The following is a 14,706-nucleotide window of genomic DNA, read 5'->3' as shown; positions in this document are numbered from 1 at the left end:
ATCAGCGGTGCGGACCGGGGATGGCGGAATCCCGCAGGATCAGCTCTCCGGAGAAGGTCTGGCGGAAGATGAAGTCCCCGCCATCGAGCATAAAGATCAGACGGCTGATGGTCTCTTTCACCATCTCGGTCACCGGCACGCGCACGCTGGAGAGCGACGGCACAATGTACGGCGCCATCGCAATGTCATCGAAACCTATTACCGATACCGCTTCCGGTACGGCAACCCCGCTGTCGTGAAGCTGTTTGATGGCGCCAATCGCCATATCGTCATTACTCGCCACCAGCGCGGTAAAGCGCTCGCCGCGCGCCAGCAGCGTCGCCACGCCAGCCGCGCCGCTGGCAGGGTTCCATTTGCCTTCGACAATCAGCGATTCGCGCAGGGGAATACGGTGGGCAGCAAGGGCATCTTTGTAGCCGGAAAGACGTTCAATCCCGGTGGGGGAATCCAGCGATCCGGTAATAAACGCGATATCGCGATGGCCCTGTTCGATAAGGGTTGATACCGCCGCCTGGCTGGAGGCTTTATGATCTGACCAGACGCAGTGGCTGCTGTTTTTGCGCAGACGACGGTTGAGCACGATCACCGGCTGCTCGTGCTTCTGGATGATCTCGTCCATCTCATCGACGCTGAGAAAACGCGGATAGATGATGATCGCATCGCAGCGCATATCCAGCAGATACTGGATCGCCGCGCGCTCTTCATCGGCGCTGTGCTTGCCGTCGGCGAGGATCAGCTGACGCCCTTTTTCCTCGGTCATCCGCGCCGCGTGGAACAGCAGCTCGCTGAAATAGACCCCGTGGTAGAGGGTGTTGGTCACAACCAGCCCGAGGGTCTGCGTGCTTTTGGTCGCCAGGTTGCGCGCCAGCAAGTTGGGCCGGTAGCCGCTCTCTTCAATCGCCTGAAAAACCCTGTCTTTTGTCTCCTGGCTCACGTAGCCATTGCCCGAAAGCACCCGGGAAACCGTCGCCTTCGAGACCCCTGCCCGCTTCGCCACTTCCAGCATCGTGGTCATGCATCTCTTCCGTCTGAATCTGATGAGCGGCAGTGTACTGCACCGCGTGAAAATTGTCGCAGCGTCGATCGCAGGCTTTTTCATGTCACAGGTGATCGCCGTCACGAATCTAAAAAATGGCTAAAACGTGATCTTGTTTGATCACATGAAACTCTTCATGATTTTGTGGAACCGGTTTCCTATATAAGTTTCATCGCTCACCCCGATGAAGACGTACCTTACTGATAAAACAGGATACAACCCGATGGCCAAAAACTATGCTGCGCTGGCGAATGCCGTTGTCAGCGCGCTCGGCGGCAAAGACAACATCGTCGCCGTCACCCACTGCATGACCCGGCTGCGCTTCGTGGCGAAAGACGAGAGCCTGATCGACAGCGCCACGCTTAAGAGCATCAGCGGCGTGCTGGGGGTAGTGCGCAACGACAACCAGTGCCAGGTGATCATCGGCAATACCGTTTCTCAGGCGTACCGCGAGGTGGTGAGCCTGCTGCCCGCCGGGCTGCAGCCTGCCGCGCCGCAGGGGCCGCAAAAGCTGACCTTCAGACGCGTTGGCGCGGGCATTCTTGATGCGCTGATCGGCACCATGTCTCCGCTGATCCCGGCGATCATCGGCGGGTCGATGGTCAAACTGCTGGCGATGATCCTTGAGATGACCGGCGTGCTGACCAAAGGCGAACCAACGCTGACCATTCTGACGGTGATCGGCGACGGCGCGTTCTTCTTCCTGCCGCTGATGGTGGCCGCCTCTGCTGCCGTGAAATTTAAAACCAACATGTCGCTGGCGATCGCCATTGCGGGCGTGCTGGTTCACCCAAGCTTTATCGAGCTGATGGCCAAAGCGGCGCAGGGCGAGCACGTTGAGTTCGCGTTTGTGCCGGTAACGGCGGTGAAATACACCTACACGGTGATCCCGGCGCTGGTCATGACCTGGTGCCTGTCGTATATCGAGCGCTGGGTGGACAGAATCACCCCGGCCGTCACCAAAAACTTCCTGAAGCCGATGCTGATCGTCCTGATCGCCGCCCCGCTCGCCATCGTCCTGATTGGACCGCTGGGGATCTGGATCGGTAGCGCCATCTCCGCGCTGGTTTACACCATTCATGGCTATCTGGGCTGGCTCTCTGTCGCCATCATGGGCGCGCTGTGGCCGCTGCTGGTGATGACCGGGATGCACCGCGTCTTTACCCCAACCATCATTCAGACCATTGCCGAAACCGGCAAAGAGGGAATGGTGATGCCGTCTGAAATCGGCGCCAACCTGTCCCTCGGCGGTTCATCGCTGGCGGTCGCATGGAAAACGAAAAACCCGGAACTGCGCCAGACGGCGCTGGCGGCAGCGGCTTCCGCCATTATGGCGGGGATCTCTGAACCGGCGCTGTACGGCGTGGCGGTTCGCCTGAAACGTCCGCTCATTGCGAGCCTGATCAGCGGCTTTATCTGCGGTGCCGTCGCCGGGATCGCCGGGCTTGCCAGCCATTCGATGGCGGCACCTGGCCTGTTTACCAGCGTCCAGTTCTTTGACCCGGCTAACCCGATGTCCATCGTCTGGGTATTCGGGGTGATGGCCCTGGCCGTGGTGCTCTCTTTCGTGCTGACCCTGATCCTGGGCTTTGAAGATATCCCGGTTGAAGACGAAGCAGAAAAAGCCCGCGCGCTGCAATCCGCACCGGTTCAGGCCAAAGCAGCACAAGCATAAATTTATAGCGAGGTAAGAATGTCAGTTTTTCCACAAGGATTTTTATGGGGCGGCGCACTGGCCGCTAACCAGAGCGAAGGCGCGTACCGCGAAGGCGGCAAGGGCCTGACCACCGTCGACATGATCCCCCACGGCGCCAACCGTCTGGCGGTGAAGGTCGGCAAGGAAAAACGCTTTTCGCTGCGTGACGACGAGTTTTATCCCAGCCACGACGCGATCGATTTTTACCATCGCTATAAGGAAGATATCGCCTTAATGGCCGAGATGGGCTTTACGGTTTTCCGCACCTCGATTGCCTGGAGCCGTCTCTACCCGAACGGCGACGAACCGCTGCCTAATAAAGAAGGGATTGCCTTTTACCGGGCGGTGTTCGAGGAGTGCAAAAAGTACAACATCGAGCCGCTGGTGACCCTGTGCCACTTCGACGTGCCGATGCATCTGGTCACCGAATACGGCTCCTGGCGCAACCGCAAGATGGTCGACTTCTTCGCCCGCTATGCGCGCACCTGTTTCGAGGAGTTTAACGGGCTGGTGAAGTACTGGCTCACCTTCAACGAGATCAACATTATGCTGCACAGCCCGTTCTCCGGTGCCGGGCTGGTGTTTGAGGAAGGTGAAAACGAAGATCAGGTGAAGTACCAGGCGGCGCACCACGAGCTGGTTGCCAGCGCGCTGGCAACCAAAATCGCCCACGAGGTCAACCCGGAGCACCAGGTCGGCTGCATGCTGGCGGGCGGCAACTTCTACCCGTACTCCTGCAAACCGGAAGACGTGTGGATGGCGCTGGAAAAAGATCGTGAAAACCTGTTCTTTATCGACGTCCAGGCCCGCGGCAGTTACCCGGCCTACTCAGCCCGTGTGTTCCGCGAAAAAGGGGTGGTGATTGTCAAAGATCCTGGCGATGACGAGCTGCTGAAAAACACCGTCGATTTTGTCTCGTTCAGCTATTACGCCTCGCGCTGCGCCTCGGCGGACATGAATGCCAACAACACCAGCGCGGCCAACATCGTTAAATCCCTGCGTAACCCGCACATCGAAGTGAGCGAGTGGGGCTGGGGCATCGACCCGCTGGGCCTGCGTATCACCATGAACATGATGTACGACCGCTACCAGAAGCCGCTGTTCCTGGTAGAGAACGGTCTGGGGGCGAAGGATGAGATTGACGCCAACGGCGAGATCAATGACGACTACCGCATCAGCTACCTGCGGGAGCATATCCGCGCGATGGGCGAGGCGATAGAAGACGGCATTCCGCTGATGGGCTACACCAGCTGGGGCTGTATCGATCTGGTGGCCGCGTCCACGGGCGAGATGAGCAAGCGCTACGGCTTTATCTATGTCGATCGCGATGATGCCGGCAACGGTACCCTCGATCGCAAACGCAAAAAATCATTCTGGTGGTATAAAAAAGTGATCGCCAGCAACGGTGCCGATCTGGATTAACCCGCCCTTTTTGCCGGACGGCGCTCTGCTGCCCGGCCTACAAAACCCATCCAAAATTTATAATTTCAGTGCGTTACTATCATTCATTGACACCATGAATATATCATTGTATAAAACTCCGCCGTAATAAATGATATTCATTCTCAGCCAGGCTTCCGGCTGTCATAGATAAATTAATGAAGGATAGCGTTTCATGAAAAAGGTCATCAGCGCATTAGGATTGCTGATCGCGACAGCCGGTTCTGCCTTTGCGACCACATACCCTCTGACGATTGAGAATTGCGGATATAAAGAAACCTTCACTAAAGCACCGGAACGCGTGGTCGCGCTGGGCCAGAACACCGTAGAGATTCTCCTGCTGCTGGGCCTGGAAGATAAGGTCGCCGCCAGCGCCTTCTGGCCGACCAAAGTGCTGCCTGAGCTCGCTGAAAAGAACAAGAAAGTCAAAACGCTGACTGTCGAGATCCCGACTCTGGAATCCATCCTGGCGCAAAACCCGGACTTCGTTCCGGCGCAGCTGCCGCTGCTGCTGGGGCCAGAGAGTAAAGTCGCCAAACGCGAAGATCTCGCCACCGTCGGCGTGAACAGCTATATGTCGCCGGGCATGTGCGCCACCAAAAAAGAGATTGGCGATATGTACGGCAGCCGCCAGAAGCTGTGGGACATGAGCTTCCTGTATAAAGAGATCGAAGATTTCGCCAGAATCTTCAACGTCGAAGATCGCGGTCAAGCCCTGATCGCCGATTTCAAAAAGCGCGAAGCCGACCTGCGCGCTGAATTCAGCAAAAGCAAAAAAGACCTGTCGTTTGTCTTCTGGTTCTCCAGCTCCTCTCCTTCCTCTGACGCCTACGTCGGCGGGAAAAACAGCGCCTCCGGCTTTATCGCCAACGTGCTGGGCGGCCACAACGCCATCACCTCCGAAACCGAATGGCCGACCGTCGGCTGGGAGAGCATTATCGCCGCTAACCCGGACGTGATCGTGGTCTCCAGCCTCGACCGCAACCGCTGGGCGCTGGATAACGCCGAGGAAAAAATCAAATTCCTGAAGAGCGATCCGGCCGTCAGCCAGCTGGATGCGGTGAAGAAAGGTCACATCGTGGTGATGGACGGCCAGGCCATGAACCCGACCATCCGCACCATCTACGGCGCGGAACAGATTGCTGAACAGCTCAGAAAGATGGGACTGAATTAATGACCGCCGTGGTTCAACAGACCCGGCTGAACTGGCTGAGGCCGGCGTCGGGTCTCCTGGCAGTGGTGGCGCTGCTGCTGGTTATCGCCTTTGGCGTCAGCGTGGGGGAACTGGCAATCCCCCTGCAGAGCGTGTTCTACGCCATTACCAATAAAATGGGCTTAACCGCGGAGCCGCTCAATCGCATCTACGAGAGCGTGATCTGGGATTTTCGCCTGAGCCGGGCATTGGTAGCGGCCTGCTGCGGTGCCGGTCTGGCTATCTGCGGCGCGGTGCTGCAAAGCCTGCTGAAAAACGCCCTCGCCGAACCTTACGTGCTGGGCGTTTCAGCCGGGGCGTCAACCGGTGCGGTCTCCGTGGTGGTGCTGGGCATTGGCAGCGGTGCCGTTACCCTTTCCGCCGGGGCCTTTGCCGGGGCGTTTACCGCCTTCGCGTTTGTGGCCCTGCTGACCAACGGCGCCCGTGGCGGCAGCGAGCGCACTATTCTTGCCGGGGTCGCCGCCTCGCAGCTGTTTAACGCCATTACCGCCTGGACCGTCAGCACCTCGGCCAGCGCGCAGCAGGCACGTGACGTGATGTTCTGGCTGCTGGGCAGTTTTAGCGGCGTGAGATGGCCGGAATTCCAGCTGGCACTGGTTGCTGTGCTGGTGGGTCTGGCGATCTGTCTTTATTACGCCCGGGCGCTGGACGCCTTCACCTTTGGCGACGATGCCGCCGCCTCGCTCGGGATCGCCGTGCCCTGGGTACGCCTGATCCTGTTTATCGTCACCGCCTTAATGACGGCAACCATCGTCAGCATGGCGGGCTCCATCGGCTTTGTCGGCCTGGTGGTGCCGCACATGATGCGCTTCTTCTTTGGGCCGTTGCACCGCACGCTGCTTATCGCCAGCGCGCTGGCAGGTGCCATTCTGATGGTGCTGGCAGATATCGCCTCCCGCCTGCTGATCGCCCCGCAAAGCCTGCCGGTCGGCGTCGTCACCGCGCTGGTGGGCGTGCCGTTCTTTGCCGTGATTATCTATCGTTCAAGGAATAAGTGATGAGCATCACTGCTGAAAATATCACCTGGAAGGTGGGTAAAAAGGTCATTGTCGATAATGTCTCGCTGGCGGTATCCCAGGGGCAGACCGTCGGCCTGCTGGGGCCAAACGGCTCCGGCAAATCGTCGCTGCTGCGGATCCTGGCCGGTTTGCGCCGCCCGCACAGCGGCACCGTCGCGGTGGATGGCAAAAGCATCACCGGCATCCCTAAAAAGCAGCTCGCCCGTCGTGTCGCTTTTGTGGAACAGCACGGGATGACCGACGCCAACATGCGCGTGCGGGACGTAGTCAAGCTGGGGCGTATTCCGCACCACTCCCCTTTCTCCGGCTGGACGGCGCAGGATGACGAAACGGTCACCCAGGCGCTGAAGACGGTGGATATGCTGCATCACAGCGAGCAGGGCTGGCTGAGCCTCTCCGGCGGTGAGCGCCAGCGGGTGCACATTGCCCGGGCGCTGGCGCAGATGCCGACCGAAATCCTGCTGGATGAACCCACCAACCACCTCGACATTCACCATCAGATGCAACTGATGCAGTTGATCAGCCAGCTTCCGGTCACCAGCATCGTCGCCATTCACGATCTTAACCACGCCTCCATGTTCTGCGATGCGCTCATCGTGATGCAGAAAGGGCGCGTGGTGGCCAGCGGTACGCCGCAGGCGATCCTGACCGAAGAGCTGTTGTGGGAGATATTCCGGGTGAAAACCCGTATTGAACTCTCCCCCGACCATGGCAAAAAACATATCCACTTCCTCGTCTGAGGCGAGGTAACAGGTGACAGTGATTCGCCCCGCCACGCAACTCTGGCCGCCCGTTCTGCTGGGCAGCCAGTTTGTTTTCAACATTGGTTTTTATGCCGTCGTCCCCTTCCTGGCGATCTTTTTGCGCGACGATATGCTGCTCTCCGGGGGGCTTATCGGCCTGGTACTCGGGCTGCGCACCTTCTCGCAGCAGGGGATGTTTATCGTCGGCGGTGCCCTCTCCGACCGCTACGGCGCGCGCGTCATTATTCTGTGCGGCTGCGTCGTGCGGGTGGTGGGCTATCTGCTGCTGGCCTTTGGCTACAGTCTGCCGGTGATTATCGCCGGGGCGTGCCTCACCGGGATCGGCGGCGCGCTCTTCTCCCCCTCCATAGAAGCGTTACTGGCAAAAGCCGGAACCCGCAGCGAGGAGCAGGGCAAACGCAGCCGCGCCGAGTGGTTCGCCCTGTTTGCGGTGTGCGGCGAGCTGGGGGCGGTGCTCGGCCCGGTCGCGGGTGCTTTGCTCACCGGTCTCGGTTTTCGCCAGGTGGCGCTGGCGGGTGCCGCGGTCTTTGTGGTGGCGCTGATTGTGCTGTTCTTCTGTCTGCCTGCGGGGACACACAAAAACCAGGCGCTGCACATCACGCCGTGGTGGACCACCTTTCGCCAGCCGCGGTTCGTGGCCTTTATCATCGCCTGGAGCAGCTGGCTGTTAAGCTATAACCAGCTCTATCTGGCGCTGCCGGTGGAGATCCAGCGCGCGGGCGGCAGCGAGAAAGATCTCGGCCCGCTGTTTATGCTGGCATCCGGGCTGGTGATCCTCTTTCAGCTGCCGCTGGCACGCTTTGCCCGGCGGGTGGGCGCGGTGCGGATCCTGCCGGTGGGATTTTTGCTTATAGCAAGCGCGTTTCTGAGCGTCGCGCTGTTTGCGTCCTCAGAACCAGCAACCGGGTTGCTGCGTCTGCTGCCTGCCGCCTGCTTTGTCACGCTGCTGACCACCGGGCAGATGCTGCTGGTGCCTGCTGGGAAAGACGTGGTGCCATGGTTTGCCAGCGAGTCGACCTTAGGCGCGCACTATGGCGCACTGGCCACCGCAGGCGGCTGCGCAGTACTGGCAGGGAATTTACTGCTCGGCGATCTGCTCGACCAGGCGCTGACCCCGTCCGTCGGGGCAATAACACCGTGGCTGGTGCTGGCGGTGTTCCCGCTGTGCAGCGCCATCGCCATGGTGATTATTTGCCGTCCGATGCGCAGACCAGGAGCCTGAGAAATTACTTTTTCGGGCGGTACTTTTCCGGCAGCTCGGGTACCGGGCGGCGATCGTCGATCAGATGGCGCACGGTTAATATCGGATGACGCCACAGCATGCGCGGCCCCGCCCAGCGCATCACCTGTTTCATCTCTTCACGTTTAGCCGGCTGATAGCAGTGGACCGGGCACTGCTTACAGGCCGGTTTTTCTTCGCCAAAGACGCATTTATCCAGCCGCTTGTCGGCGTACTCGTTCAGCGCCGCGTAGTGCCCCGCCTCTTTCGACGCCTGCGGGCACTGCTTTTCATACAGCGCGATCATCTTACGGATGGTCTCTTTCTCGCGTGCGATGCGTTTTCCTGACATAGCCTGATACCTGATTATAAGTTGCATCAATAATACGCCTTTCAAATCCGATGTTCAGCCCGATTTCATCTTTTACATTCCATTTCCTGAAGACGCCTCGCAGTTATGCATTTGTCGTCAGCGCATTTTACTGGCATTTTATACAGGTGTTTTATCACCGGATCCTTGCCTGAGAAAAAGGAGTTTTTATGTCAGATATCTCTATTTCCAGACCGCACCGTCAGCTCACCGTGGGCTATTTCAGAAAGCGTCACGAAGATCGCAAGACCAAGATCCCGACGCGCTACAGCGTACACGCCGCGCTGAGCTTAAAGGGCGACTGGCTGGAGGAGGCTGGTTTTAAAACCCACTCCCGGGTACGGGTGCAGGTGGAACAGGGGAAATTAGTGATTGAACTGGTTGCGGAAGAGGCCTCGTAAAGTCGCGACATTTTGCTGCGCCGGGTCTTTTTTTCATGCGACAATAGCGCCATTACACGACCCTGACGTCGCCTGAAACGCACTATTTTCAAAGAAATGGACATCATCATTCCATGACCACTACTGATAATTTTGACGCCCATACCCCGATGATGCAGCAATACCTGAAGCTGAAAGCTCAGCATCCGGAGATCCTGCTTTTTTACCGGATGGGCGACTTTTACGAGCTGTTTTATGACGATGCGAAACGCGCCTCGCAGCTGCTCGACATCTCCCTGACCAAACGCGGAGCCTCGGCAGGTGAACCTATCCCGATGGCCGGTATTCCGCACCATGCGGTAGAGAACTACCTGGCGAAGCTGGTGAATCAGGGGGAGTCGGTCGCCATCTGTGAACAGATTGGCGATCCGGCCACCTCGAAAGGCCCGGTCGAGCGCAAGGTGGTGCGCATCGTCACCCCTGGCACCATCAGCGATGAAGCGCTGTTGCAGGAGCGCCAGGATAATCTGCTCGCCGCCATCTGGCAGGACAGCAAAGGCTTCGGCTATGCCACGCTGGATATCAGCTCCGGGCGCTTTCGCCTGAGTGAACCGGCCGACCGCGAAACCATGGCCGCCGAGCTGCAGCGCACCAATCCTGCGGAACTGCTGTATGCCGAAGATTTCGCCGAGATGGCGCTGCTGGAAGGCCGTCGCGGCCTGCGCCGCCGTCCGCTGTGGGAGTTCGAAATCGATACCGCGCGCCAGCAGCTCAACCTGCAGTTTGGCACTCGCGATCTGACCGGCTTTGGCGTTGAAAACGCGCCGCGCGGCCTGTGCGCCGCAGGCTGTCTGCTGCAGTACGTCAAAGATACCCAGCGCACCGCCCTGCCGCATATCCGCTCCATCACCATTGAGCGCCAGCAGGACAGCATCATTATGGATGCCGCCACCCGCCGCAATCTGGAGATCACCCAGAACCTCTCCGGCGGCGTGGAAAACACGCTGGCCTCGGTGCTCGACAGCACCGTCACCCCGATGGGCAGCCGCATGCTCAAACGCTGGCTGCACATGCCGGTGCGCGATACCGCCACGCTGACCGGGCGTCAGCAGACCATTGGCGCATTGCAGGATCGCTACAGCGAGCTGCAGCCGGTGCTGCGTCAGGTCGGCGATCTGGAGCGTATTCTGGCGCGACTGGCGCTGCGTACCGCTCGCCCGCGCGATTTAGCCCGCATGCGTCATGCCTTCCAGCAGTTGCCTGAACTGCGCAGCCAGCTGGCGGAGATCGACTGCGCCCCGGTGCAGAAACTGCGCGACACCATGGGTGAATTTAGCGAACTGCGCGAGCTGCTGGAAAAGGCCATCATCGATGCCCCGCCGGTACTGGTGCGCGACGGCGGCGTTATCGCCCCCGGTTACAACGAAGAGCTGGACGAGTGGCGCGCGCTGGCCGATGGCGCGACGGATTATCTGGATAAACTGGAGATCCGCGAGCGCGAGCGGCTCGGGCTGGACACCCTGAAAGTGGGTTACAACGCGGTCCACGGCTACTTCATTCAGATCAGCCGCGGGCAGAGCCATCTGGCGCCTATTCACTACGTGCGCCGCCAGACGCTGAAAAACGCCGAGCGCTACATTATTCCTGAGCTGAAAGAGTACGAAGACAAGGTGCTCACCTCCAAGGGTAAAGCCCTGGCGCTGGAAAAGCAGCTGTATGACGCCCTGTTCGACATGCTGATGCCGCACCTTGCGGATTTACAGCAGAGCGCCGCTGCGCTGGCAGAGCTGGACGTGCTGGTCAACCTGGCAGAGCGTGCCGAGACGCTGAACTACTGCTGCCCGACCTTTACCGATAAGCCGGGCGTACGCATTACCGAGGGGCGACATCCGGTGGTGGAGCAGGTGCTGAACGAACCGTTTATCGCCAACCCGCTGAACCTGTCGCCGCAGCGCCGGATGCTGATCATTACCGGGCCGAACATGGGCGGTAAAAGTACCTATATGCGCCAGACCGCGCTGATAGCCCTGCTGGCCTACATCGGCAGCTACGTTCCGGCGCAAAAGGTGGAGATTGGCCCGGTGGATCGCATCTTTACCCGCGTAGGCGCAGCGGACGATCTGGCGAGCGGTCGTTCCACCTTTATGGTGGAGATGACCGAAACCGCCAACATTCTGCACAACGCTACGGAATACAGCCTGGTGCTGATGGATGAGATCGGCCGCGGAACCTCTACCTATGACGGGCTCTCGCTGGCATGGGCCTGTGCCGAAAGCCTGGCCAATAAGATTAAGGCGCTGACCCTGTTTGCCACCCACTACTTCGAGCTGACGCAGCTGCCGGAGAAAATGGAGGGCGTGGCGAACGTTCATCTGGATGCGCTGGAGCACGGCGATACCATCGCCTTTATGCACACCGTGCAGGATGGCGCGGCGAGCAAAAGTTACGGCCTGGCCGTGGCGGCGCTGGCAGGGGTGCCGAAAGAGGTGATCAAGCGTGCGCGCCAGAAACTGCGCGAGCTGGAGAGCCTGGCGCCAAACGCGGCGGCCACCCAGGTGGACGGCACGCAGATGTCGTTGCTGGTGCCTGCGGAAGAGACCTCCCCGGCCCTGGAAGCGCTGGAGAACCTTGATCCGGATTCCCTGTCGCCGCGTCAGGCTCTGGAATGGATCTACCGGTTGAAGAATTTAGTGTAGATCTCCGCGGTTTGTATTGCCCGGCGGCGCTACGCTTGCCGAGCCTACGGAAACGTGCGGGCTGTATCGCCCGGCGGCGCTACGCTTGCCGGGCCTACGAAACTTTTGTAGGCCGGGTAAGGCGTAGCCGCCACCCGGCTTTTTTATCAGGCATTTAGTCCACAAATGATGTTTAAGGAGAAAGAGTGACCTGCTACGAAAACGAAATTATCGATGCTCACATCGCGTTAGAAAACTGGTTAGGCCAGGGAGAAGGCGATCTCGATGCCCTGCTCGCCCGTTTTCGCGAGGACTTCCTGATGATCGCCCCAAGCGGCGCGCACCTGGATTATCCCGCGCTGGCGCGTTTCCTTGAAGACCAGCGCGGCAGCCGTCCGGGGCTGAAAATTGCGATTGATGATTTAACGACATTACAGACCTGGGACAACGGCGCGCTGCTTCACTACCGTGAAACGCAGACCCGCCCGGATCAGCCGGTAAACGTGCGCTGGTCCAGCGCCGTTCTGAATCAGGAAGGCGATGCCATTACGTGGCGTCTGCTGCACGAAACCGCGCAACCGTGACACAAAAGAAAAAGGCCCGTCTCTCGACGGGCCTTTTTTGACGAAAAGGTGCTTACTCGCGGAACAGCGCTTCGATATTCAGACCTTGTCCCTGCAAGATTTCACGCAGGCGACGCAGACCTTCAACCTGAATCTGACGAACACGTTCACGGGTCAGGCCGATTTCACGACCGACATCTTCCAGTGTCGCAGCTTCATACCCCAGCAGACCGAAACGACGTGCCAGCACTTCACGCTGTTTGGCGTTCAGTTCGAACAGCCATTTGACGATGCTCTGTTTCATATCATCGTCCTGCGTGGTGTCTTCCGGACCGTTGTCTTTTTCATCGGCCAGGATGTCCAGCAGCGCTTTCTCGGAATCGCCACCCAGCGGGGTGTCGACGGAGGTAATACGCTCGTTGAGACGCAGCATACGGCTGACATCATCAACAGGTTTATCAAGCTGTTCGGCAATCTCTTCCGCGCTTGGCTCGTGGTCCAGCTTATGGGACAACTCGCGTGCGGTACGCAGATAGACGTTCAACTCTTTAACAATGTGAATAGGCAGTCGGATCGTACGGGTCTGGTTCATGATTGCCCGTTCGATGGTCTGTCGGATCCACCAGGTCGCATAAGTTGAGAAACGGAACCCACGCTCTGGGTCAAATTTCTCTACTGCGCGGATCAGCCCAAGGTTGCCCTCTTCAATCAGATCCAGCAGAGCCAGACCACGATTGCTGTAACGACGGGCAATCTTAACCACCAGACGCAGGTTACTTTCAATCATGCGACGACGTGAAGCCACATCACCACGTAATGCCCGGCGCGCGAAGTAAACTTCTTCTTCGGCTGTTAACAGTGGGGAATAACCAATCTCCCCAAGGTAAAGCTGAGTCGCATCCAGCACACGTTGTGTGGCGCCCTGCGATAACAGCTCTTCTTCAGCTAAATCGTTATCACTGGGTTCCTCTTCTACTAAGGCTTTTTCGTCAAAAGCCTCTGCTCCGTTCTCATCAAACTCCGCGTCTTCATTTAAATCATGAACTTTCAGCGTATTCTGACTCATAAAGGTGGCTCCTACCCGTGATCCCTGGGCGCAACATATCAAAAGATATGTCCCGCCAAATTATCGCTGCGGCAAATACTGCAGCGGGTTTACGGATTTCCCCTTGTAACGAATTTCAAAATGCAAGCGTGTAGAACTGGTTCCGGTGCTACCCATAGTAGCTATTTTTTGCCCCGCCTTAACTTCTTGTTGTTCCCGGACCAGCATCGTATCGTTATGGGCGTAGGCACTCAGGTAATCATCGTTGTGTTTGATGATAATAAGATTACCGTAACCGCGCAGAGCGTTACCGGCGTATACAACACGACCATCTGCGGTCGCGATAATAGCCTGTCCCTTACTCCCTGCGATATCGACCCCTTTATTTCCCCCCTCGGAGGAAGAAAAGTTCTCGATAACCTTGCCTTCAGTCGGCCAGCGCCACGACGAAATCGTTGAGCTGGACGTCACACTGCTGGCAACGGGTGCGGTAGAGCTAACCACAGGTGCCGTAACGGGCGCTGTGACAACGGTCGCAGTCCCCTTATTATTCGGCAACATCTTGTTAGCACTCTGTTCACCTGAATCCTCAGAATACGTAATTGTCGGTTGCGACGCAACCACTGTGCTTGATTTTTGCACAGGCATCACACTGTTATTTTGCGCCGTTACGTCAGCCGCAGAAACGGTGTTGCCAGGCGTGAGCGGTTTACCCGTTGCGTTACCCACCTGCAGCGTCTGGCCAACTTCCAGGCCATACGGGGCCTGGACGTTATTTCGTTGAGCAAGGTCACGGAAATCGTTCCCGGTGATCCAGGCAATATAGAAGAGGGTATCGCCGCGTTTTACGGTGTACGTGCTACCGCCGGTATAGCTTCCTTTCGGAATGTTCCCATACTTACGGTTATACACAATGCGGCCATTTTCGGTCTGAACAGGCTGATCCACTGGCTGAATCTGAGTTGGCTGGGTAACCGGTGTCTGAACAGGCTGGATTTGCGGAGTTTGCTGTGCCGCCGGGGTACCCATCTTCGGTGGAGGGGTGATCAGCATGCCGCCGGATGGATTGCCCGTACTGGTACCATTGCTGCCGCCAACCGAACTGACAGGCGCAGGGGCATTATTCGATGTACAACCGGCCAGCCAGATGGAAACCAGTGACAATGCCGCAACACGGCTGATGGTGAATTTTGGGCTTCCCGCGCTCATTTATCCCCCAGGATTATTTTTAGTTACCAGTGACTTAAAATTACCGTAGTGTCACAACGTTTTGCGCCACACCATAC

14 protein-coding genes are annotated in these 14,706 nt (G+C 58.3%); 10 read left to right on the top strand and 4 right to left on the bottom strand.

What is annotated here, in order from left to right; translation table 11 throughout:
- Window position 1: 1 nt before the first annotated feature.
- Entirely contained in the window at window positions 2-1,015 is a 1,014-nt protein-coding gene (locus tag FFB58_RS17695; protein ID WP_286172799.1) for a LacI family DNA-binding transcriptional regulator, read from the bottom strand.
- A gap of 244 nt (window positions 1,016-1,259) precedes the next feature.
- On the opposite strand from FFB58_RS17695, the gene ascF reads away from it, so the two are divergent.
- The 6 genes from ascF to FFB58_RS17665 all read left to right on the top strand — a co-directional run bounded on the left by ascF (window position 1,260) and on the right by FFB58_RS17665 (window position 8,390).
- Entirely contained in the window at window positions 1,260-2,711 is a 1,452-nt protein-coding gene (gene ascF / locus FFB58_RS17690; protein WP_039029969.1) for a PTS cellobiose/arbutin/salicin transporter subunit IIBC, read from the top strand.
- Between the two features lie 18 nt (window positions 2,712-2,729).
- Window positions 2,730-4,154, top strand: a complete 1,425-nt coding sequence (locus FFB58_RS17685) for a 6-phospho-beta-glucosidase (RefSeq protein WP_138370567.1) — start codon at window positions 2,730-2,732, stop codon at window positions 4,152-4,154.
- Between the two features lie 193 nt (window positions 4,155-4,347).
- Entirely contained in the window at window positions 4,348-5,346 is a 999-nt protein-coding gene (locus tag FFB58_RS17680; protein WP_039029967.1) for an ABC transporter substrate-binding protein, read from the top strand.
- The gene (locus FFB58_RS17675; RefSeq protein ID WP_138370566.1) at window positions 5,346-6,383 is read left to right on the top strand and encodes an iron chelate uptake ABC transporter family permease subunit; all 1,038 of its coding nucleotides are present in this window, start codon (window positions 5,346-5,348) and stop codon (window positions 6,381-6,383) included. The genes FFB58_RS17680 and FFB58_RS17675 overlap by 1 nt, the downstream gene beginning before the upstream one ends.
- The gene (locus FFB58_RS17670; RefSeq protein ID WP_138370565.1) at window positions 6,383-7,144 is read left to right on the top strand and encodes an ABC transporter ATP-binding protein; all 762 of its coding nucleotides are present in this window, start codon (window positions 6,383-6,385) and stop codon (window positions 7,142-7,144) included. The genes FFB58_RS17675 and FFB58_RS17670 overlap by 1 nt, the downstream gene beginning before the upstream one ends.
- A gap of 13 nt (window positions 7,145-7,157) precedes the next feature.
- On the top strand, window positions 7,158-8,390 hold the full coding sequence (locus FFB58_RS17665) for an MFS transporter (RefSeq protein ID WP_138370564.1): 1,233 nt from the start codon (window positions 7,158-7,160) through the stop codon (window positions 8,388-8,390).
- A gap of 4 nt (window positions 8,391-8,394) precedes the next feature.
- Here the strand turns inward: FFB58_RS17665 and FFB58_RS17660 are convergent, their stop codons facing one another.
- Window positions 8,395-8,739 (bottom strand): nitrous oxide-stimulated promoter family protein, encoded by a 345-nt coding sequence (locus FFB58_RS17660; protein ID WP_039029963.1) that lies wholly within the window; start codon window positions 8,737-8,739, stop codon window positions 8,395-8,397.
- Between the two features lie 188 nt (window positions 8,740-8,927).
- Here FFB58_RS17660 and FFB58_RS17655 point away from each other — a divergent pair, with 188 nt between their 5' ends.
- From FFB58_RS17655 to FFB58_RS17645, 3 genes are all read left to right on the top strand, one after another.
- The gene (locus tag FFB58_RS17655) at window positions 8,928-9,158 is read left to right on the top strand and encodes a SymE family type I addiction module toxin (RefSeq protein WP_138370563.1); all 231 of its coding nucleotides are present in this window, start codon (window positions 8,928-8,930) and stop codon (window positions 9,156-9,158) included.
- A gap of 113 nt (window positions 9,159-9,271) precedes the next feature.
- Window positions 9,272-11,833 carry a DNA mismatch repair protein MutS gene (gene mutS / locus FFB58_RS17650; protein ID WP_039029961.1) on the top strand — a complete coding sequence of 854 codons (2,562 nt, stop codon included), beginning with the start codon at window positions 9,272-9,274 and terminating at the stop codon, window positions 11,831-11,833.
- A 185-nt stretch (window positions 11,834-12,018) separates the two neighbouring features.
- A complete protein-coding gene (locus FFB58_RS17645; RefSeq protein ID WP_138370562.1) occupies window positions 12,019-12,396 on the top strand; it encodes a DUF4440 domain-containing protein in 378 nt (125 codons plus the stop codon).
- A 52-nt stretch (window positions 12,397-12,448) separates the two neighbouring features.
- Here the strand turns inward: FFB58_RS17645 and rpoS are convergent, their stop codons facing one another.
- Entirely contained in the window at window positions 12,449-13,441 is a 993-nt protein-coding gene (gene rpoS, locus FFB58_RS17640) for an RNA polymerase sigma factor RpoS (protein ID WP_039029959.1), read from the bottom strand.
- Between the two features lie 60 nt (window positions 13,442-13,501).
- Complete coding sequence (gene nlpD, locus FFB58_RS17635; protein ID WP_231568132.1) at window positions 13,502-14,569, bottom strand: murein hydrolase activator NlpD; 1,068 nt, start codon at window positions 14,567-14,569, stop codon at window positions 13,502-13,504.
- Here nlpD and FFB58_RS23100 point away from each other — a divergent pair.
- Complete coding sequence (locus FFB58_RS23100) at window positions 14,472-14,678, top strand: hypothetical protein (protein WP_231568129.1); 207 nt, start codon at window positions 14,472-14,474, stop codon at window positions 14,676-14,678. The two genes, nlpD and FFB58_RS23100, sit on opposite strands and share 98 nt — an antisense overlap.
- Window positions 14,679-14,706: the final 28 nt, after the last annotated feature.

The organism is Enterobacter sp. MF024, from assembly GCF_005843915.1.
Taxonomy (GTDB): domain Bacteria; phylum Pseudomonadota; class Gammaproteobacteria; order Enterobacterales; family Enterobacteriaceae; genus Enterobacter; species Enterobacter barmai.
Note: the sequence above shows the minus strand (reverse complement) of the source record. Positions and strands in the feature narration are given on the sequence as shown.